At 71.7% G+C, this 20,224-nt stretch carries 19 protein-coding genes; 6 read left to right on the top strand and 13 right to left on the bottom strand.

Features of this window, described 5'->3' with window-relative positions; genetic code table 11:
• Positions 1 to 94: 94 nt before the first annotated feature.
• The 3 genes from DEJ16_RS07430 to DEJ16_RS07420 are packed head-to-tail and all read right to left on the bottom strand — an operon-like array spanning position 95 to position 2,051.
• Positions 95 to 700: a DUF3618 domain-containing protein gene (locus tag DEJ16_RS07430; protein WP_309146397.1), complete on the bottom strand. Its 606-nt coding sequence runs from the start codon at positions 698 to 700 to the stop codon at positions 95 to 97.
• Positions 700 to 1,149 (bottom strand): phage holin family protein, encoded by a 450-nt coding sequence (locus DEJ16_RS07425; RefSeq protein ID WP_110825551.1) that lies wholly within the window; start codon positions 1,147 to 1,149, stop codon positions 700 to 702. The genes DEJ16_RS07430 and DEJ16_RS07425 overlap by 1 nt, the downstream gene beginning before the upstream one ends.
• Complete coding sequence (locus DEJ16_RS07420) at positions 1,146 to 2,051, bottom strand: hypothetical protein (protein ID WP_110825552.1); 906 nt, start codon at positions 2,049 to 2,051, stop codon at positions 1,146 to 1,148. The genes DEJ16_RS07425 and DEJ16_RS07420 overlap by 4 nt, the downstream gene beginning before the upstream one ends.
• A gap of 193 nt (positions 2,052 to 2,244) precedes the next feature.
• On the opposite strand from DEJ16_RS07420, the gene DEJ16_RS07415 reads away from it, so the two are divergent.
• Positions 2,245 to 3,006, top strand: a complete 762-nt coding sequence (locus DEJ16_RS07415; RefSeq protein WP_110825553.1) for a glycosyltransferase family 2 protein — start codon at positions 2,245 to 2,247, stop codon at positions 3,004 to 3,006.
• Positions 3,007 to 3,083: 77 nt separating this feature from the next.
• Here DEJ16_RS07415 and DEJ16_RS07410 read toward each other — a convergent pair whose 3' ends face one another.
• Positions 3,084 to 4,013, bottom strand: coding sequence for an NADP-dependent oxidoreductase (locus DEJ16_RS07410; protein WP_110825554.1), 930 nt, complete (start codon positions 4,011 to 4,013; stop codon positions 3,084 to 3,086).
• 83 nt (positions 4,014 to 4,096) lie between these two features.
• Here DEJ16_RS07410 and DEJ16_RS07405 point away from each other — a divergent pair, with 83 nt between their 5' ends.
• Entirely contained in the window at positions 4,097 to 4,606 is a 510-nt protein-coding gene (locus DEJ16_RS07405) for a MarR family winged helix-turn-helix transcriptional regulator (protein WP_110825555.1), read from the top strand.
• 283 nt (positions 4,607 to 4,889) lie between these two features.
• On the opposite strand, the gene DEJ16_RS07400 is transcribed toward DEJ16_RS07405, so the two are convergent.
• The 6 genes from DEJ16_RS07400 to DEJ16_RS07375 all read right to left on the bottom strand — a co-directional run bounded on the left by DEJ16_RS07400 (position 4,890) and on the right by DEJ16_RS07375 (position 12,902).
• On the bottom strand, positions 4,890 to 6,077 hold the full coding sequence (locus DEJ16_RS07400) for an ROK family transcriptional regulator (protein ID WP_110825556.1): 1,188 nt from the start codon (positions 6,075 to 6,077) through the stop codon (positions 4,890 to 4,892).
• 134 nt (positions 6,078 to 6,211) lie between these two features.
• Positions 6,212 to 8,467, bottom strand: a complete 2,256-nt coding sequence (gene yicI / locus DEJ16_RS07395) for an alpha-xylosidase (protein ID WP_110825557.1) — start codon at positions 8,465 to 8,467, stop codon at positions 6,212 to 6,214.
• Positions 8,467 to 9,390 (bottom strand): carbohydrate ABC transporter permease, encoded by a 924-nt coding sequence (locus DEJ16_RS07390; protein WP_110825558.1) that lies wholly within the window; start codon positions 9,388 to 9,390, stop codon positions 8,467 to 8,469. Before DEJ16_RS07390 ends, yicI begins: the two co-directional genes overlap by 1 nt.
• Complete coding sequence (locus tag DEJ16_RS07385) at positions 9,387 to 10,289, bottom strand: carbohydrate ABC transporter permease (RefSeq protein WP_110891462.1); 903 nt, start codon at positions 10,287 to 10,289, stop codon at positions 9,387 to 9,389. Before DEJ16_RS07385 ends, DEJ16_RS07390 begins: the two co-directional genes overlap by 4 nt.
• Before the next feature lie 210 nt (positions 10,290 to 10,499).
• Positions 10,500 to 11,804 (bottom strand): extracellular solute-binding protein, encoded by a 1,305-nt coding sequence (locus DEJ16_RS07380; RefSeq protein ID WP_110825560.1) that lies wholly within the window; start codon positions 11,802 to 11,804, stop codon positions 10,500 to 10,502.
• Between the two features lie 90 nt (positions 11,805 to 11,894).
• Entirely contained in the window at positions 11,895 to 12,902 is a 1,008-nt protein-coding gene (locus DEJ16_RS07375) for a LacI family DNA-binding transcriptional regulator (RefSeq protein WP_110825561.1), read from the bottom strand.
• A gap of 55 nt (positions 12,903 to 12,957) precedes the next feature.
• On the opposite strand from DEJ16_RS07375, the gene DEJ16_RS15530 reads away from it, so the two are divergent.
• A complete protein-coding gene (locus DEJ16_RS15530) occupies positions 12,958 to 13,194 on the top strand; it encodes a hypothetical protein (RefSeq protein WP_146232842.1) in 237 nt (78 codons plus the stop codon).
• Positions 13,191 to 15,092, top strand: a complete 1,902-nt coding sequence (locus DEJ16_RS07370; protein ID WP_110825562.1) for an ABC transporter ATP-binding protein — start codon at positions 13,191 to 13,193, stop codon at positions 15,090 to 15,092. Before DEJ16_RS15530 ends, DEJ16_RS07370 begins: the two co-directional genes overlap by 4 nt.
• Positions 15,093 to 15,111: 19 nt before the next feature.
• On the opposite strand, the gene DEJ16_RS07365 is transcribed toward DEJ16_RS07370, so the two are convergent.
• From DEJ16_RS07365 to DEJ16_RS07355, 3 genes are all read right to left on the bottom strand, one after another.
• Complete coding sequence (locus tag DEJ16_RS07365; RefSeq protein ID WP_110825792.1) at positions 15,112 to 16,194, bottom strand: Gfo/Idh/MocA family protein; 1,083 nt, start codon at positions 16,192 to 16,194, stop codon at positions 15,112 to 15,114.
• Positions 16,191 to 16,838 (bottom strand): ThuA domain-containing protein, encoded by a 648-nt coding sequence (locus tag DEJ16_RS07360; RefSeq protein WP_258365866.1) that lies wholly within the window; start codon positions 16,836 to 16,838, stop codon positions 16,191 to 16,193. Before DEJ16_RS07360 ends, DEJ16_RS07365 begins: the two co-directional genes overlap by 4 nt.
• Positions 16,839 to 16,936: 98 nt before the next feature.
• Positions 16,937 to 18,130, bottom strand: coding sequence for a Gfo/Idh/MocA family protein (locus tag DEJ16_RS07355; RefSeq protein WP_110825563.1), 1,194 nt, complete (start codon positions 18,128 to 18,130; stop codon positions 16,937 to 16,939).
• Positions 18,131 to 18,345: 215 nt separating this feature from the next.
• On the opposite strand from DEJ16_RS07355, the gene DEJ16_RS07350 reads away from it, so the two are divergent.
• Positions 18,346 to 18,774: a hypothetical protein gene (locus tag DEJ16_RS07350; RefSeq protein ID WP_110825564.1), complete on the top strand. Its 429-nt coding sequence runs from the start codon at positions 18,346 to 18,348 to the stop codon at positions 18,772 to 18,774.
• Between the two features lie 80 nt (positions 18,775 to 18,854).
• Positions 18,855 to 20,207 carry an ABC transporter permease gene (locus DEJ16_RS07345; RefSeq protein WP_181419510.1) on the top strand — a complete coding sequence of 451 codons (1,353 nt, stop codon included), beginning with the start codon at positions 18,855 to 18,857 and terminating at the stop codon, positions 20,205 to 20,207.
• The last annotated feature ends 17 nt before the right edge of the window (positions 20,208 to 20,224 follow it).

Raw genomic sequence — 20,224 nt, 5'->3', positions numbered from 1 at the left:
GCGGACGGCGGACGTTCCGTCGCGGAACCACCCCGGGACGGACGGGAGGCCCGGTACCAGCTGGTACCGGGCCTCCCGTCTGGAACTATGTCCGTCAGGCGTTGCGGACGTCGTCCGCGGACGACTGCGCGTTGTCCTTGACGTCGGCCGCGGCGCCCTGCGCCTCGTCCTTGACCGTCTGGGCCGCGTCCTGCGCGGTGCCCTTGAGGTCCTGCGCGTGCTCCTTGGCGGCGTCGACGAGCGGGGCGCTGGCTTCCTTGGCCTGCTCCTTCGCCTTGTCGACGAGCGGCGCTGCCTTGTCCTTCAGCTCACCGGCGAGCTCCTCCTCCTTGGTGGAGGACGGCAGGAGCGACGACGCGAGCCAGCCGACACCGAAGGCGATGAGGCCGACGGCGAGCGGGTTGCCCTTCGCCTTCTCGACGCCGCGCGAGGCGGTGTCCTTGACGGTCCCGGCGGCGTTCGAGCCGGAGCCCGAGACGCTGGAGCGAGCCGAGTCGGCAGCGCCCATCACGGAGTCGCGAGCGCTGCCGGCAGCACCCATGACCGACTCACGGACGTCCTGGAACTTGCCCTTGACCTTCTCGGTCTGGCGGTGGGCGATCTGCGACGGGCTCACCTTGTCGGCGAGCGCGTCGACGTCCGAGCCGAGTGCGCCGCGGGTGCGCTCGATGTCTGCGCGGATCTCGTCTGGGGTGCTCATCAGTTCCTCCCGGTGTTGGGCTTGAGTGTCTCGGGGACTTCCTTGACGGTCTCGACCGTCTGCGGGGCGCCGTTGATCTGCTTGATCTCCTTGCGGCCGCGGGATGCCAGGACCGCCGCGACGATCGCGTAGATGACGGCGATGATCACTGCGGACCATGCGTTGCCGATGAGGTAGCCGAGGCCCCACCACGCGGCGATGGTCAGGAACAGCAGGGCGAAGAGCCCGGCGACGCCTGCGCCGCCGAACATGCCCGCCCCCTTGCCGGCCTTCTTCGCGGAGTCGGTCAGCTCGGCCTTGGCGAGCGCGACCTCCTGCCGGAAGAGGGTCGAGAGGTCACGCGACACTTCGGAGAGGAGCTCGCCGAGGGGTGTCGTCGCGGCGCGCTCCTCGGGCGTCGGCTGCCCGGGCACCGTCCCACCGGTCGCGCCGGGGAAGGCTTCGCTCATACGAGCGGCCCCGTCCCGGTCGTCCCGGTCGTGCCAGTGGTACCGAAGCCGGTCGTGCCCGTGGTCCCGAGCCCGGTGGTGTCGTACCCGGTGGTGCTGGTCGGGGTGGCGTCGTAGCCCGCGGTGCCGGAGGTCAGGTCGGCGCTGCGCGCTTCGGCTTCCTTCTCGTGCTTGATCTCCGTCGTGAGCGCCTTGGTGAGGCGACCAGCGAGGATGCCCGCGCCGGCGGCGATCGCGATGAAGGCACCCGGACGGCGTGCGGCGAAGGACTTCACGTCCTCGACGAGCGTGCCGGGTTCGCGACCCTCGAGGTAGCCGGCGAACGAGCTGGCACGGCTGGAGAGGTCGCGGACGACCTTCGCCGCGAGGCCCTGCTCGTCGTCGTTCTCGGCCATCTTGCCGAGCTGGTCACCGATGGTGCGCAGGCCACCGGCGGCACGCTGCTGCTGGCCGGCCGCCTGGTCCTTCAGGGTGCCGGACGCCTGGCCGAAGAGCTGGCGGGCGTGGTCGAACACCTCGGAGGCGACGTTCGCGGCCTGCTCCTTGGCGGTGCCGGCGACGTTCGCGGCCTTCTCCTTGGCGTCACCAGCGACGTCGGAGGCGGCGCCCTTGGCGGCCTGGGCCTTCGCCTTGCCACCGCTCGAGTCCGAGTCGTCGTGACCCGACGAGGCGGACGGCGTGGCGGTCAGGCTGTCCGCGGCGGAGGTGCCGGCGGTGAGCTGGGTGTCGGCGGGGACGGCGTCGAGCGGCTCGAGGTCGTCGAAGCCGGACGGGCGCTCGACGGGCGTGCCGCTGGCGTAGGACGGAACCGTGACGCCGGGGTGGATCTCGTGCCCCTCGGCAGCAGCCGTGGCGTCGTGGATGGGCGTCCCGGAGTCGTTCCCGGGTGGGTTCGTGGTCATGGTCGGCCTTCCGGTCTTCTTCGTCACCGAGGGCGGTGCACCCACGGCGTGTGGATCCGAACCTGCGCGCCGGACACTGGGACGACCTCCAGGAACGCCGATCCACGCGGATCCCGGACGCGATCCTCCCCAGAACGCCAGACCGCGCCTGGATCGCGGGTTCTTCCCAGTGCCCTCCGGGTTGGCTCGGGCCATGCCCTCCGTCTCGGTCGTGATCCCGGTGCGGAACGACGCCGAGCACCTGCGGCGATGCCTCGCCGCACTGGCCGCCCAGTCCCATCCCGCGGACGAGCTCGTCGTGGTGGACAACGGCAGCTCGGACGACAGTGCGGCGGTGGCACGCGCGGCCGGGGCCGTGGTCCGCAGCGAGCCGGTCCCCGGGATCTCCCGCGCGGCATCAGTCGGCTACGACACGGCGAGCGGCGACGTCATCGTCCGTCTCGACGCCGACTCGGTTCCGCCGCCCGGCTGGATCGCGGCCGCGCTCGGCCTGCTCGAGGACCCGGACGTCGTCGCCGTGACCGGTCCCGGCCGTCCCTCCGACGCCGGGCCCGTCGTGCGTGCGCTCTGGCCGGTCCTCTACATGGGGCCGTACTTCGTGCTCATGCACGGCGCACTCGGCCGCCCGCCGATCTTCGGGTCCGCCACCGCGGTCCGTCGCTCGGCGTGGCTCGCCGTCCGCGACCGTGTGCACCGGGAGGACCCGGACGTGCACGACGACATCGACCTGAGCATGCAGCTCGACCCCGCGTGGCGGGTGCTGGCCGACCGCAGGCTCACGGTGCGGGTCTCCGCGCGGCCGTTCTCGAGCCTGGCGTCCGCCGCACTCCGGACCCGCCGTGCCTTCCACACCTTCCGGGTGAACGGCCGCCGTGCCACGCCGACGCGTCGGTGGGCGCGGCGGGCCCGGGTCGCGTTGCGGGACCGCGACCACGCGTGGTGGCGCGGCCGCTGACCTGACCCGGACCCCGGCCCGCGCCGGAGGCGGAGCCGACCCGCTGACGCTGACGACCACCCCGGGGCTCGTGCGGCTCAGGGCAGGACGACCACCTTGCCGGTGATGCGCCCTGTGCTCGCCTCCGCGTGCAGGGCCGGCAGTGCGTCGAGCGGGATGCGGCGGGTGACCTCGACGTGGAGCGAGCCGTCGTCCACCATCGCGGCCAGTCGCGCCAGGCGGTCGCGGTTCGGCAGCACGAACACGACGGCGGAGCGGACCCCGCGGGTGGCGTCGTCGGGAGCGGCCATCCAGGCGGTGGTGCTCACGACCACGCCACCGTCACGGACGAGGGTGACGAGACGGGTGAACTCCTCGGGCTCGATCGGGGCGAGGTTGAGCAGGACGTCGACCGGTCCGGTGACGGCGTCGGCGAGGTCGGTCGTCGTGTGGTCGACGACCTCGTCCGCGCCCGCTGCCCGGACGGCGTCGGCGCTGCGGGGACTCGCGGTCGCGATGACGTGCACACCCCACTGCTTCGCGAGCTGGACCGCGTACTTCCCGACGACGCCACCGGCTCCGACGACGAGCAGGCGCTGCCCGGCTTCGAGTCCACCGTCGTCGACGAGTGCCTGCCACGCGGTGAGTGCCACGGACGGCAGCGCCGCGGCGTCCTCGAGCGGGATGCTCGTCGGTGCGTGCACCAGGGCCTCGGCGGGTGCGATGACGTACTCGGCAGCGCCGCCGTCGCGCTCCATCGGCAGGAACCCGATGACGGCGTCACCGACGGCGAGCCCGTCGACGCCGGAGCCCAGGGCGTCGACCGTGCCGGAGACGTCGTAGCCGGGGACGTGCGGCAGGACGACCGGGATGGGGAGGAACCCCGCTCGCATGCCGTTGTCGGCGGCGTTGAACGCGGAAGCGGCGACGCGCACGCGCACCTCGCCGGCACCGGGAGTGGGCTGCTCGACGTCGACGGTGCGGAGCACCTCGGGGCCGCCGACTTCGGAGAACTGGATGGCCTTCATGGTCGTTTCCTCTCGTTTTTGCTTCGAGTTCGAAGCACTTGCCAAGAACGTACCACTGCTTCGAACTCGAAGCAACAGGTAGGATGGAGATCGTGCCGGAGACCCCACGCCCACTGACCACCGCGGAGCTGTCCGCCTACCTGTCCTTCACCGAGGTCAGCGCGCTGCTCCGCCCCGCGGTCGAGAAGCAGCTCAAGGACGTCGGAGCGCTCAGCTACGTGCAGTTCCAGCTCCTGGCCCGACTCGGTGACGCCCCGAGCGGGAGCCGGAGCATGACCGACCTCGCCGACGGCGTCGTCTACAGCCGGAGCGGGCTGACGTACCAGGCGCAGTTGCTCGACCAGCGCGGACTCGTGTCGCGGGCTGCCTCCCCCGAGGACGAACGCCGGGTCGTCGTGTCGATCACCGACGCCGGCCGCGACGTCCTCGCCGCCGTGTTCCCCGGGCACATCGCACTCGTGCGGGAGCTCCTCTTCGCGTCACTGTCCGAGGCGGACACCGAGTCGCTCGCCCGCATCCTCGGACAGGTCGGGACGCGACTGCGCGAGGCACCTCCACGCTCCGCTGCCCCGCGGCGCCGCCGGTCCGCCTGACCCCGCGCCCGTCGGTGCCGGACGAGCCGCTCGGCGCACCCTGGGCACGGTCCAGCCGGACGGCGTAGCGTTCCCCGAGTCGCCCAGCCGGAAGGCACACGAGGGACCCTGACCTCGCGGAGCGACGACTCGCGCCTGCCACTCCCGGAGGCACGCGCTGGCCGTGGACGCCCGCCCCTGACCCGAACTGCGGCGGGCGTCCGCGGGTCCACCCGACCACGCGCGGATCGCGGGCGCCGCGCTCGCTCGCGCCGGGACTGCGGTCGCGTGCAGGCCGATCGACTCAGCCGGCCGCCGGGTCGGCGAGCAGTGCCGCGAAGGCCAGCTCGGCCGCTCCGCGGAACAGCACACTGCCGACGAGTTCGGCGGGCACGATCCGGAGGTCCTCCCCCATCGCCGTCATCGTCTGCTCCCGCACGGCGTCCTCGAGGCGGGTCCCGACGTGGCGCAGGAGCGTGCCGAGGAACCCGCCGAGCACGACCACGTCGGGGTTGACCGTGTGCACGACGTTGCGGATCGCGACGGCGAGTGCGGTGACCTGCCGTTCGACGACCGCGCCGAGCTCCGGCCCGGGCCCGTCGGCGAGGACCTCCCCGAGCCGGTCGGCCTCGTCGATCCCGAGCCCCGCGGCGTCGAGCAGTGCCGCCTGGGACGCCTCGGTCTCCAGGCACCCGACAGCACCGCAGTGGCAACGGATGCCGTTGGCCGCGACGAAGGTGTGCCCGAGCTCGCCCGCGTACCCGTCGGTGCCGGTCAGCGGACGGCCGCCGGTGATGATCCCGCCACCGATGCCGCTCGCGCCGCCGTTGACGTAGACGACGTCGGTGGCGCCACGGCCGGCCCCGTACAGGAACTCGGCGGTGACACCGAGGTTCGCGTCGTTCGCAGCCCGGACCGGCAGCCCGGTGCGTTCCGTCAGCGGGGCGGCGAAGGCCTCGTCCCGCCAGGCCAGGTGCGGTGCGTACCGGACCACGCCGTCGTCGACGCGCACGATGCCGGGGACGGAGACGGCGACGCCCACCACCCGGCGGCCGGCGTCCCGTTGCCGTCCCGCAGCACCGGCGACGAGGTCGGTGGCGATGGTCAGCGCCTCGTCCGGGGTGGAGACGGTCGAGGTCCGGACGGTACGACGTTCGTGCTCGGTGCCGTCGAGACCGATCACGGCCAGCGTGACGGCGTCGATCTCGGGGACGATCGCGAGGGCGACGACCTCGGCGGACGCCGACACGGTCGCGCTCGGACGGCCGACGCCGGTCGCGGGCGGCGCGTCCCCCTCGACGACGAGGCCGAGCTCGACGAGTTCCCCGACGAGCGCGGCGACGGTCGACCGGTTCAGGCCGGTCTCACGGGTCAGTGCCGAGCGCGGCATCGGCCCGCCCTCGTGCACGAGCCGGAGGACCCGGGCGAGGTTGCGCCGCCGGACGACGTCCGTGGTGCGCACCGGACGGGAGGCAGTGCTCGCCTCCGTCATGTCCGCTCCGATCCGTCGTGGTCCCGTCAGCGTAGTGCGCCCGTCACCCCGGACCCGCGCTCAGCGACGGTCCTCGCGGCGGTCGCCACGAGGACTGTCGCTGAGCGCGGACGAAGGGTCCAGGCCCGCGCGGGTCAGCCGACGGAGCTGACCGTGCCGTCGGCGGCGTAGGCGACGTCGTACGTCACCGCACGGCCGTCCGGCGCCGTCACCACGACCGACCGGGCGCCGGCACCCGCGGAGCCCGGGAACGCCCGGAACTCGAGCGCCTCGTGGTAGTCGTGGTCCGGCCGGTCGGTGCGCGTGGACAGCGGGAGCACGGCACCCTCGCGGACCCACAGCGGCAGGGTGTCGAAGCCGTGCTGCTCACGCCGCCAGACCCCGCCGGTGACGACCTCGCCGGTGAACCAGTTCGTCCACGACCCCGCGGGCAACCAGTACTCGACCTCGCCCGACGCGCTGAACACCGGCGCGACGAGCAGGTCCGCGCCGAGCATGTACTGCCGGTCGCAGTACGCCGCGGTGGGGTCGTCCGGGAACGCCAGGGGCATCGGACGCATGACGGGGATGCCCCGCGCCGACGCCTCGAGCCCGGCCGCGTACAGGTACGGCATCAGCCGGAGCTTCAGCTCGGTGAAGATCCGCGTGACGTCGACGGCCTCCTCGTCGAACGCCCACGGCACCCGGTACGAGCTGCTGCCGTGGAACCGGCTGTGCGACGACAGGAGTCCGAACTGGACCCAGCGCTTGAACACGGCCGGGTCGGGCGTGCCCTCGAAGCCGCCGATGTCGTGCGACCAGAACCCGAAGCCGGACAGTGCGAGCGAGAGCCCACCGCGGAGCGTCTCGGCCATCGACGGGAACGACGAGGTGTTGTCGCCACCCCAGTGCACCGGCATCTGCTGGCCGCCGGCGGTGGCGGACCGGGCGAACAGGACGGCGTCGCCCTTCCCGCGGGTCTCCTCGAGCACCTCGAACACGGCCTGGTTGTACAGCTGCGTGTAGAGGTTGTGCATGCGCTCGGGGTCGCTGCCGTCGGCGTAGACGACGTCCAGGGGGATGCGCTCACCGAAGTCGGTCTTGAAGCAGTCGACGCCCTGTTCGACGAGCGCGCGGAGCTTCGACTGGTACCAGGCGGTGGCCTCGGGGTTCGTGAAGTCGACGAGGCCCATGCCGGCCTGCCAGAGGTCCCACTGCCAGACGGTGCCGTCGGGGTTCATCACGAGGTAGCCGCCATCGACCGCCTCGTCGAACAGCGCCGACGCCTGGCCGATGTACGGGTTGATCCACACGCAGACCCGCAGGTCCTTGTCGTGCAGGCGTCCGAGCATGCCGGTGGGGTCCGGGAACACCCGGGGGTCCCACTCGAAGTCGCACCAGGTGAACTCGCGCATCCAGAAGCAGTCGAAGTGGAACACCGAGACGGGCAGCTGGCGCGCGGCCATCTCGTCGACGAACGAGCTCACGGTCGCCTCGTCGTAGTCGGTCGTGAACGAGGTCGACAGCCACAGGCCGTACGACCACGCCGGCACGTGCGCCGGCCGGCCGGTGAGCGCGGTGTAGCGCTCGAGGACGGCCGCCGGGCTGCCCCCGCCGATGACGTGGAAGACGAGGGACTCCCCCGGCACCGAGAACTGCACGCGCTCGACGGTCTCGGACCCGACCTCGAACGAGACGTGCCCGGGGTGGTCGACGAGCACGCCGTACCCGCGGTTCGTCAGGTAGAACGGCACGTTCTTGTACGCCTGTTCGCTCGACGTGCCGCCGTCGGCGTTCCAGATGTCGACGGTCTGCCCGTTCTTCACGAGGGGCCCGAAGCGCTCCCCGAGGCCGTAGACGAGCTCCCCGACGCCGAGGTCGAGCTGCGCGTGCACGAACGTGTCCGAGGCGGGGGCGTCCGCGCCCTGGACCCGGGCGTTGCCGACGACCCCGCGCGACACCTCGGCGCCGGGCTCGAGCGTGACGTACCCGAGCGACTTGTGCCCGGAGCCGGTCAGCACCCGCCCCTCGGACAGGAACCGGAGGTCCCACGGGGCTCCGGGCGTGACGACGGCCGACAGGTCGCCGGAGGTGAGGGTCCCGACGCCGTCCTCGACCGTGACGGAGCCGTGCCCCGCCTCCTGGCCGACCAGGTCGAACGACAGCTCGGGTCGGCGACCACGGTGGTGCTCGACGCGGACGGTGACCACGCCCTCCATGGGGCTGGACAGCGAGACGGTGAGGGTCGGACGGTTGAGGGTGTCGCCCCGCGACGCGATGACCTTGGTCGGCGCCGTGACGACCAGGCGGTCGCCCTCCGGCGACTGCCGTGCGTCGATGTCGTACGCCTCGGCGGCGTACACGGGGTGGACTCCGGGCCTGAGCTGCCAGAACCCGTCGGTGAACTTCATTACTTGACCGCTCCTGCCGTGATGCCGCGCGCGAGCGTGCGCTGGAAGATGAGGAAGAACACGAGCGTGGGGATGAGCCCGAGCAGGGCCGAGGCGCTCGTGGTCGTGACGTCCATGAGCCGGTCGCCCTGCAGCAGGGAGATCGCGACGGGGACCGTCTGGTTGTCGTTGCTGACCAGGAAGGTCAGCGGGATGAGGAACTCGTTCCACGTCCAGATGAAGAAGAAGATGAGCAGGACCGACAGGGTCGGGCGGCTGATCGGGACGATGACCCGCCAGAGCACCCGCCAGCGACCCGCGCCGTCGAGCGCCGCGGCCTCGAGGATCTCCTTCGGGAAGGTGCCGTAGACGCTCGACAGCAGGTAGGTGCCGAACGCGGACTGGATCACCGTGAAGACGATGATGACGCTCCACACGTTGTCGTACAGCCCGATGCCCTTGAACATCATGTAGAGCGGGTAGAGCAGCACCTCCTGCGGCAGCATGTTCGCGAGCATGAACAGCACCACGATCCAGGTGCGGTAGCGGACCCGGCCGATGCCGATCGCGAACGCGTTGAGGATCGAGATGAGCACCGCGAGCAGCGCCACCATGCCGCTGATGAACACGCTGTTCCAGAGCTTCAGCGGGAAGTCGACCCGGTTCCAGAACGTCGTGATGCCGTCGAAGGACAGCTGGGACGGCCAGGCGAGCGGCCCGCCGGCGGCGTAGTCCGCGGGCGTCTTGAATGAGTTGAGCAGGATGAGCAGGAACGGCGCGGCGATGAGCACCGCGATGACGACCCCGCCGGCGAGCACGACCCAGTCGGCGGGCCGCTTGACCCCGCCTTCGCCCGGCCGCTTGCGCGGCTTCGTCGTCGGCCGGGAGGCCCGTCCTGCGTCCGCGGTCACGGTCGCCCTGGTGTCGGGTGCGGACACGGTCATCGTGCCTCCTCCTTGCGTTCGGCCCGGTTCTGGGCGGCGATGAACCCGATGGCGACGATGACGATGACGACCGTCAGGGCGGTGGCGATGGTCGCGCCGTAGCCGACCTGCTGCGCCTGGAAGAACTGGCTGTACGAGTAGTAGCTCGGCACGATGGTCGCGTTGCCCGGGCCGCCGCCGGTGAGGGCGTAGACGGGACCGAACACCTTGAGCGCCGCGATCGTGCAGGTGAGCACGACGACGAAGATCTCGGGCCGGATGATGTGGACGGTGATGGAGCGGAAGCGCTGGAACCAGTTCGCGCCGTCGAGTTCCGCGGCTTCGTAGAGCTCGGGGTCGACGCGCTGCAGGGCGGCCATGAACACGACGACCGGGTACCCGATCTGCACCCACACGAGCACGACCGCGACCGAGAGCAGTGCGGTGTCCGGGCTGCCGAGCCAGTTGTGCTGCAGACCGTCGAGTCCGACCGCGCCGAGCACCGCGTTGAGGGCGCCGTTCTCCGGGCGGAGGATCCACCCGATGACGATCGCGGCGATGACGGCCGGCAGGATCTGCGGGAGGTAGTAGGTGGCGCGGAGGAAGCTCGCGAGCTTGCCGCCGAACTTCTTGCCGATGACGTCGAACAGCGCGGCTGCGAGGACGAGGCCGAGGCTGGTCGGCACGATCACCATCGCGAGGATCATCACGATGCTGTTCCGGAACGAGATCCAGAACTGGCCGTCCGCCATGAGCCGGCGCCAGTTGTCGAGGCCGGTGAACTGCGGCGGCAGGATCCCGCGGTAGTTCGTGAACGACAGGTACACGTTCCAGCCGAGCGGCACGAGGATGATCGCCGCCAGGAGCACGAAGCCGGGCAGCAGGTAGAACCAGTAGCTGCCGCGGCCGGAGGCGGGCATGATCGCGCCGTCGTCGCGGCGGCGGGGGCGGGGGACGCGGCCGCGGAGCGGCGCGAGAGGAGGACTGGACGCCATCGTCGGGCTTCCCTTCCGGGGAGGTGGGGGTCGTGCGGGATGAGGGGGCCGGGAGGCGCGGTGCGGGTCGGGCCGGCACCGCGCCTCCAGGCAGGTGGTCACGTCAGCGACCGTGGTGGTCCGAAGACCCGCGGGTCAGCCGGTGACGGCCTTCACGCCGTCGGCGTACTGCTGCCCGAGTTCCTCGTTGACCTGCTTGGGCGAGCTGCTGCCGTTCAGGACGCTCTGCAGACCGGCGTTCAACTGGTCGTAGAAGGTCGAGGTGGGCCAGTCGGGGTAGAACGCCAGACCGTCACGCTCGGTGAGCGTGTTGAAGTTGGCGATGAGTTCCTTGCTCTTCTCGTCCGTGATGTCGGACTCGGTCGCCGCGACCGGGACGCCACCGTTGTTGCCGATGATCGCCTGCATCTCCGGACGGAGCGTGATGTCGATGAACTCCTCGGCGAGCGTCTTGTTCTTCGCCTTGGTCGGGACGACCCAGAGGTTGCCCGACGAGCCGGGCGACATCTCTGCGCCGGGGTAGAGGAACGTGCCCCAGTCCTGCTTCATCTCGGTGCCGAAGCGGCCGTACCACCACGAGCCGGAGAAGAACATCGGGTACTTGCCGCTGATGAAGGCGGTGCCCGCGTCCTCCGCCTTCATGCCGGTGGCGTCGGCGGAGATGTAGCCCTTGTCGGTCCAGTCCTTGATCGTCTTCGTGGCGTAGCTGATCTGCTCGTCCGAGAAGTCGACGGGGTTCTTGTACAGCTGGTAGTCGTCGACCCAGTCCCGGTCGGCCTTGGTCAGCGCGAGCTGGTACCAGAGCTGGCCGAGCGGGTACTCCGCCGCGGACTCGGCGAGCGGCGTGACGCCCTTCGACTCGAAGGTCGCCATGGCCTTCTCGAGGTCGGCCTCGGTCTTCGGGACCTCGACGCCGTACTCCTCGAAGAGCTCCTTGTTGTAGTAGAACTCGACGTACTCGCCGTAGTCGGGCACGCCGTACCAGGAGCCCGAGCCCATCACGCCCTTCTCGTCGTACCGGGCCGTGGTCTGCAACGACTTCGCGAGCTTGTCGTCCCAGCCGTACTTCTCCACGGCGTCGTCGAGCGGGCTGAGCAGGCCCTGGCTGGCGAGCAGGCCAGCCGTGGCGTTGCCCTTGTTGTACTCGATCAGGTCCGGGGCCTGGTCGGAGTTGAGCGACTGGCTGGCCGTCTTCCGGATCTGCTCGAAGCTCTTCTCCTGGAACTCGACCTTGGCGCCGGTCTCCTTCTCGAAGACCTTGATCGACTCCTTCCAGGCCTTGCCCATGGCGGAGTCCTCGGACTCGAAGTGCCAGAGCTTCAGGGTCTTGCCGTCCTCGTTGCTGCGGTCGTCGGCGCTCCCGCCGGCGGAACAGCCGGTGAGGACGACGGCGGTCGCGGCGAGCCCGGCGAGTGCGCCGAGCAGGCGTGACTTCTTCATGTCGCTACTTCCTTGTAGGGGGATGAGGCTGGTTCGGTTGTCGAAGCGCTTCGACGACGGACCGTCGAAAGCGCCTTTGAGCGATGCCGGTCAGTGCACCGGTCGGATGGACCCGCGGTCGATGAACCGCGGTCGGAGGAGCGTGACGCCCGGTTCACGGGCACCGTCGACCTGACGGACGGCGCCCTCCACGGCACCGCGACACATCTCCTCGAGCGGGAGGGGGATGGTGGACAGGGGGACCTCGAGCACGTCGGTGTCGTAGCTCGCGCACGCGGCGAGGACGGACACGTCCTCCGGGACGCGGACGCCCCGGGACACGAGGTGGGCGAGGACGGCCTCGACGACGGGCTCGTTGCAGTGGAACACGAGCGCCGTCATGTCCGGCAGACCGGCGAGCAGCTCGTCCGCCGCACGGCGCTGGTCGGCGCGGTCGAGGGACGGGTAGAGCGCCAGCGTGGCGACGCTGGCGGCGCGGCACTCGTCCTCGAAGGCGTCGGCGAAGCGGCGGATGAAGCCGGTGTGCCGTTCGACGTACGTGGCCGGGTGCCCGATGACCCCGATGCTGCGGTGCCCGGCGGCGGCCAGCTGGCGGACGGATGCCCGTCCGGCCTCGGCGAAGTCCAGGTCGATGCACGTCAGCCCGGTGGTGTCGCCCGGGACACCCACGAACGAGGCCGCGGCACCGGATCGGCGGACGACCTCGGCGCGCTCGTCGTCCGTGGACACCCCGAGCACGACCACGCCGTCCACCAACGAGCTGTCCACCACGCGGCGGATGCCGGTGACCTCGTCGTCGCGGGCGAGCAGGAGCACGTCGTCGTCGTGCGCCCGAGCAGCCTCGACGACCGCTGTGACGAAGCGCATGTGCGTCGGCAGGTGCGCGTCCTCCCGGATCGGGGCGGACAGGGCGAGGATGTTCGTGCGGGCCCCGGCGAGCATCCGGGCGCCGGCGTTCGGACGGTAGTCGAGCTCGGCGACGGCCTGGTCGATGCGTGCCCGGGTCGTGGCGGAGATCGCGCGCTTGCCGGAGAGGGCGTAGGAGACGGTCGAGATCGACACGCCCGCGGCCTTCGCCACCTCGTGGATCGTCACCATCTGCGCACCTCCTCGTGCCGGTCGTCGTCGGGCGCGGGCCGCCGTCAAAGGGCTGGTGAAGCGCTTCGACGAGCTCGCGACGGCGACGCTAACAGCGTCGAAGCGCTTCGCGCAAGCATCCGTCGGCCTCGCGGACGAATGGAGCGCGCCACGGGGCCGCGAACTCATGGGCTGCGTGCTCCTGCCGCCCGCGCCGTATCCTGACTGCGTGCTCGCCGCCGCTGGGGAGGCCCCGAGCTCGGGTGACCCCGACCCGTTCGTCGGCCTGCCGCCACGGAAGGAACTGCGATGAGCATGGAGAGCGCGGCCTGGAGCTCGCTGTACAAGATCTCGACCGCCAAGAACGGCGAACACGGCTTCTCGCGTGAGTCGGTGCGGCGGATCCTGACGTTCGCCGTGCCCTACCGGGCCAAGCTCGTCGTCTTCATCGCCCTCTCCGTCGTGGGAGCCGTGCTCGCCGTGGCGACGCCGGTGCTCGCCGGCCGGGTGGTCGACGTCATCGTCGCCCGGGGCGCGGTCGCCACGATCGTCTGGCTCGCCGTCGTCATCGCGCTCGTGGCGGTGGGCGACGCCGTCGTGTCACTCGTGACGCGCTGGTACTCGGCGCGGATCGGCGAAGGCGTGATCCTGGACCTGAGGACTGCCGTCTTCGACCACGTGCAGAAGATGCCGATCGCGTTCTTCACGCGCACCCGCACCGGCGCCCTCGTGAGTCGCCTGAACAACGACGTGATCGGCGCGCAGCAGGCCTTCAGCGGCACGCTCTCCGGCGTGGTCACGAACCTCGTGGCACTGGTCCTCACCCTGTCCGTCATGCTCAGCACGTCCTGGCTCGTGACGGTGCTCGCGGTGGTCATGCTCCCGGTCTTCCTGATCCCCGCGCGCCGCATGGGCAGCCGCCTGGCCGCGTTGCGCCGGGAGGCCGCCGACCACAACTCCGCGATGAGCACGCAGATGACCGAGCGGTTCTCGGCACCCGGGGCCACGCTCGTCAAGCTGTTCGGCCGCCCCGACGAGGAGTCCGAGGAGTTCCGCGTGCGCGCCGCCCGTGTCCGCGACATCGGGGTCCGGACCGCGATGCTGCAGTTCGTCTTCGTCACCGCGCTGACGCTCGTGTCCGCCCTCGCCCTCGCCCTCGTGTACGGGCTCGGCGGCTTCCTGGCGCTCGCCGGCCAGCTCGACACCGGCGCGGTGGTCACCCTGGCGCTCCTCCTCACCCGTCTGTACGTGCCGCTGACCAGCCTCGCGAACGCTCGGGTCGAGATCATGAGCGCGGTGGTGAGCTTCGAGCGGGTCTTCGAGGTCCTCGACCTCGAACCGCTCATCCGCGAGCAGCCCGACGCGGTCGCCGTCCCCGACGGTCCCGTGGCCGTGGAGTTCGACGACGTCCACTTCGCCTACCCGTCCGCCGACAAGGTGTCCCTCGCCTCCCTCGAGGAGGTCTCCACGCTGGACACCCGTGGCGGCGAGGAGGTGCTGCACGGCGTGTCCTTCCGGATCGAGCCCGGACAGACCGTCGCCCTCGTCGGGACCTCCGGTGCCGGCAAGTCCACGATCGCGCAGCTCCTCGCGCGCCTGTACGATGTCGACAGCGGCGCCGTCCGGCTGGGCGGGACCGACGTCCGCGACGTCACGTTCGCCTCGATGCGGCACACCCTGGGCATGGTGACCCAGGACGGCCACCTCTTCCACGAGACCATCGGCGCCAACCTGCGCCTGGCGCGGCCGGAGGCGTCCGACGACGAGGTGTGGGACGCCGTCCGCCGAGCGCGGCTCGAGCCGCTCATCCGGTCCCTGCCGGACCAGCTGGACACGATGGTGGGCGAGCGTGGGTACCGGCTGTCCGGGGGTGAGCGCCAGCGGATGACCATCGCCAGGCTCCTGCTCGCCCGACCGCGCGTCGTGATCCTCGACGAGGCGACGGCCGCGCTGGACTCCACGTCCGAGGCCGCGGTGCAGGCTGCGCTCAGCGAGGCGCTCGACGGCCGGACGGCGATGGTCATCGCCCACCGCCTCTCCACCATCCGCAGCGCCGACATGATCCTCGTCGTCGAGGACGGCTCCGTCGTGGAGCGCGGGACGCACGAGGAACTGCTGGCGGCGCGTGGGCGGTACGAGGAGCTGCACCGGACCCAGTTCGCGGTGCAGGAGGACATCGCGGCGGAACCTCAGGCGGCGAACCCGACCTGATCGCCGTCCGTCCGCCGCGCTACCTGAGTGGGACCGGTGCCGGCCGGGAGGCACGGCTCGCGACGTCGACGACGGCGTGCGTCCGCCCCGCGGTCGCGATGGACTCCATGACGTCGAGCACGTGGAACGCCAGCGCACCGGAGGCCCGGTGCTCCTCCCCCGACGCGATCGCCCGCGCCATGTCCGCCAGGCCCACACCGCGACCGGCGTCCCGGTGGCCCGCGAGTTCCGGCAGCTCCCGGAACGTCCGGTCCTCGGCCGTGGCGATCCTGGTCGGGTCCGAGAACCGGTTCGGGTCGGCGACCGACAGCGAACCGGCGGTGCCGTGCACCTCGAACAGCGGCGCCTCGGTCGCCCAGACCTCGAACGACACCGTCATCGTGGAGACGACCCCGCCCTCGTGCTCCAGGACCGCGACGACGTGGGTGTCGACGTCGACCGGCAGGACCCGGCCGGCGTCCGGGCCGGTGGCGACCGTGCGCTGCCGGGTCGACCGGGTCGTGCTGCCGCTGACGCGCACCACGGAGCCGAAGAACGTGACGAGGCTCGTCAGGTAGTACGGGCCCATGTCGAGCAGCGGGCCGCCGCCCGGCTGGTAGTAGAAGCCGGGTGCGGGGTGCCAGAGCTCGTGGCCGGGTGCGCTCCACGACACCGCCGCCCCGACCGGTGTGCCGATGTGCCCCTCGTCGAGCGCCGCACGGGCGGTCTGGACGCCGGTGCCGAGGACGGTGTCCGGCGCGCTGCCGACCCGGAGACCCGCGACCTCGGCAGCGGCCAGGACGGGAGCGGCCTCGGCGGTGCTCAGCGCCAGGGGCTTCTCCCCGTAGACGTGCTTGCCCGCGGCGAGCGCCCGGAGCGCTACATCGGCGTGCGCGGCGGGGATCGTCAGGTTGAGGACGACGTCGACGTCATCGGACGCGAGCAGCTCGTCGACCCCGAGCGCCTGCACGCCCTGCTGGGCAGCGACAGCAGCCGCTCGTTCGCTGTCGAGGTCGGCGACCGCGGTGAGCCGGAGGTCGGGCAGCGACGGGAACTGCTCGAGGTACTGCTTGCTGATGGTGCCGACGCCGACCATGCCGACGCGCAGGGGGGCGGCGCTCATCGGGCGGCCCACAGCAGACCGCGCTCGATGATCGTGCGGACCGGCTGCGACTCGACGATCTCGATGCGGTGCCCGGGTGCCGAGACGAAGACCCGCCCCTTCCCCCACTGCCGTGTCCAGATGGCCGGCGAGGTCACCGGACGGTTCCAGGCGTCCCAGCTCCGCGCCTCCTGGGTGGTGGTCGCGAGGACGTCGTCGTACTCGTCGCTGAGCACCCAGTACTGCTCGCTGACCAGGTAGAAGTCGTCGATGCCCTGCGTGATCGGGTGCTCGCGACCGAGGTCGGTCATGTGCACCGTGTACGGGATGTAGTTGTCCGACTGCTCACCCACCCGCTCGGACGGGTGCTTGCCCGCGTGGTGGGCGAACTGGCCGCCGATCATGTGGAGGTAGTCGGCGTTGGCCCGGTACGAGTCCGCGATGCCGCCGTGCCACCCCGCCATCCCGGTGCCGGCGAGGACCGCCCGCTGCAGACCGGCGAACTCCTCGTCGGCGATCGTCGACATCGTGTTCACCTGCACGACCAGGTCGGTGGCGTCCATGACCGCCTGGTCGGCGTACACCGCGGTGCCCTCCTCGACGCGGACGTCGAAGCCGTTGTCGCGGAGGAACGGGATGAAGAGCTCGGTGGTCTCGACGGGCATGTGCCCGTCCCAGCCGCCGCGGACGACGAGTGCCTGGCGTTGCACGGGAGGTGCTCCTTGCGGATCGGGGGAAGGGTCGGTCATCGGGTGGGGGCGGGTCATCGGGCCGTGACGGGGGTCCACGCACTGCCGTCGGCGGCGCTCCGCTGCACGGCATCGAGGACGTCCTGCACGTGCAGCCCGACGGCGAAGGACGGCTCGGGCTGCTGCCCGGTGGTGATCGCGGTCACGAAGTCGACGACCTCGTGCACGAAGGTGTGCTCGTACCCGATCGTGTGTCCGGTCGGCCACCAGTTCGCCATGTACGGGTGCTCGGGCTCGGTGACGAGCACCCGCCGGAAGCCCTGCTCCCCGGCGGGGGCGGTCGCGTCGTACACGCGGAGCTCGTTCATCGCCTCGAGGTCGAACACGATCGCGCCCGTGGACCCGCTGATCTCGATCGTCAGGCCGTTCTTCCGCCCCGTCGCGTACCGGGTGGCCTCGAACGAGGCGACGGTCCCGCCCGGCCGCGCCGCGCCTCCCGTCAGTCGGCCGAGGAACCAGGCGGCGTCGTCGACGGTGACCTGTCCGCGCTCCTCGGAGGCGGTGCCGGACAGTCCGACGCCGTCCGCGAGCAGCGGTCGCTCGTGCACGAAGGTCTCGAGCGTCCCACTCACCGCGCCGAGGGTCGCACCGGTGATGTGTTCGACCAGGTCCACGGCGTGCGCGCCGATGTCCCCGAGCGAGCCGGACCCGGCGAGCGCGGCGTCCAACCGCCACGTCATCGGCCCGTCCGCGTCGGTGAGCCAGTCCTGCAGGTACAGCGCCCGCGCCTGACGGACCTCGCCGATCCGGCCGGCCCGCACGAGCCGGCGGGCGAACGCGAGCGCGGGGACCCGGCGGTAGCTGAAGCCGACCATCGAGCGCACCCCGCGTCCCGCGGCGGACTCCGCGGCGGCGACCATGGCCTCCGCCTCGGCGACGGTGTTGGCGAGGGGCTTCTCGCACAGGACGTGCTTGCCGGCCTCGAGGGCCGCGATCGCGACCTCGACGTGCGACGACCCGGGCGAGCAGACGTCGACGACGTCGATGTCCGGGTCCTCGACCACGCGCCGCCAGTCCGTCTCCGCGCGCTGCCAGCCGAAGCGGGCACGGGCGGCCTCGGTGCGTTCCGGGTCGCGCCCGACGACGACCGTCATCTCGGGCTCGCGGTCGAGCGGGAAGAACCGCGGCGCGACCCGCCACGCCTGCGAGTGCGCGGCCCCCATGAAGCCGTGGCCGATCATCGCGACCCGCAACCGGTCGTCCGTCATCGCATGCTCCCTCGCATCGTGCGTCCGCCGTCGACGCTAGGGACCGGCGGGTGCGCGGGACAAGCCGGACGGGAGGATCGGAAAACTTTCGTGGGCGGGTCACGCGGCACGTGGTCGCGCGGATGTCATCCCGGAGGAGCACGCCGGTCCTCCGCTGCGCCGATCCCGGCGGCCCTCCCCGACCGGTTGGATCGGTGCAACGACGAAGGCACACCGTGTCCCGAACCCCCACCAAGCCCCTCACGATCGCCGCGCTCGCCCTCTGCGTGGTCTCCCTGACCGGGTGTTCCGCTCTGAGCGACACGCTCCACGACGAGGTCACCGGTCATGCGGAGACCCGCGCGGACCTGACGAACGCCCCGGAGTGGATGCCGTCGGACGCGACGGACATCACCTCGGTCACCGGGACGGGCGCGGAGGACGCGTCGGAGGCGCCGAAGACGATCGTGTTCACCAGTCCGGCCGGTGTGGCCGCGGACGGCTGCGACACCGTGCCGAGGAAGTCGGCTCCGGTCATGACCGTCCCCGAGGCCCCGGACGTGTACGCCGCGGACACCGTCGTCCGGTGCGGGGACTGGTCCCTGGCGGCGAAGGGGCACCGCTGGGTCGCCTGGACGCCGAACACGGGCGACGGCGCGTCCTGACCATGTCCCGTCATCGCGGCCGACCGGCTCGTCGTCGGCCCCCCAGCTGGATGCGCGTCCGCGTCGAGAGCCGCTCGACGGTGGCGGTCGCCGCCCTGTCCGCCGGACTCGGAGCCCTCGTGGTGACCGGTTCCGAGGCGGCGCAACGGATCGTCGAACTCGGACGGCGCACCGGCGAGAGCGCGACGGTCGCGGCGATCCTGCCGGTCGTGGCATGGGTGTTCATCGCGATCGCGCTGTACGTCAGCGCCGTCGTCGCGTCGAACACCTGCGCGACGGTGATCGCCGGTCAGACCCGCTCCCTGGCCCTGCAGCGTGTCCTCGGCGCCACCGGCGTCAAGCTCCGGCGGCAGGTCACGGGCGTCGGCCTCACCTGCGGCGTCCTCGGCGCCCTCGTCGGGGTCGTCGCGGGCACGGTCGTCGCCAACGGCGTGCTCGCCCTCGCGGCGGCCACGTCGGTGCTCCCGCCGCTCGGGTGGTTCCTGCCGCCGGCGTCTGGACCGATCGCCGCGCTCGTCGCGGCCATCACGACGATCGCGTTCCGCATCGGCTCCCGCGACGTCCTCACGATCCCACCGCTGCGGGCGCTCGACGCCGCCGTCGAACCCCTGCCCGGCGAGGCACCCACCAGGACCCGGAGTGTCGTGGCGGTCGTGTTCTTCCTGGCCGGTGCCGCGGGCATCGGTGTGGCGTTCGTGCTCGGTGCCACGACCGTCGGTGCGCTCCTGCTCGCGGTGACGAGCGGGGCCCTGTCGTTCACCGGGGTCGTCATCGCGTCCCCGGTGCTCCTGCCGGCCGTCCTCCGCCTCGCCGTGTCGGCGACCGCGCACAGCGTCATCGCGTCGATGGCCGCCCGGAACTCGCTCCGAGCCCCGAGACGCACGGCCCGAGCGACGGTCGGCCTCGTCATCGCGGTGACGCTCATGTCGACCTTCTCGGTCGGGTTCGCCACCTACGCCACCATGCTGCAGCGCCAGGCAGCCGGTGATCCGGTCTACTACCGCGACATCCAGACCCAGTTCGACCAGCTCGCGGTCATGTTCGCGGGACTCGTCGGTGCCGCGGGGATCATCGCGGCCGCCGGGGTGGTCGCCGTGACGGCACTGACGATCGCGCAGCGCAGCCGGGAACTCGGGCTCCTCCGGGTGGTCGGTGCGACGGCGCGACAGATCCGGTCGCTCGTCCTCGTCGAGACCGCCATGACGATCGCCATCGCCGTCGTGCTCGGGGTCGCCCTGGGCACGGCGTACGGGTGGGCCGGCGCCTACACGCTGCTCGGGGCGACGAACGGTGCGGTGCTCGTCGGGCCGACGGTGCCCGCGTGGCTCCTCGTCGTCGTGCTCGCCGGCGCGACCGGCACGGGCCTGGCCGCCGCACTCGGGCCGGCCGCCCGGGCCGTGCGGGGCACGCCGGTCACGGCGCTCCGCGGGTGAGGCACCGCGGCCTGCAC

The sequence above is a fragment of the Curtobacterium sp. MCJR17_055 genome (assembly GCF_003224335.1).
GTDB lineage: Bacteria > Actinomycetota > Actinomycetes > Actinomycetales > Microbacteriaceae > Curtobacterium.
Note: the sequence above shows the minus strand (reverse complement) of the source record. Positions and strands in the feature narration are given on the sequence as shown.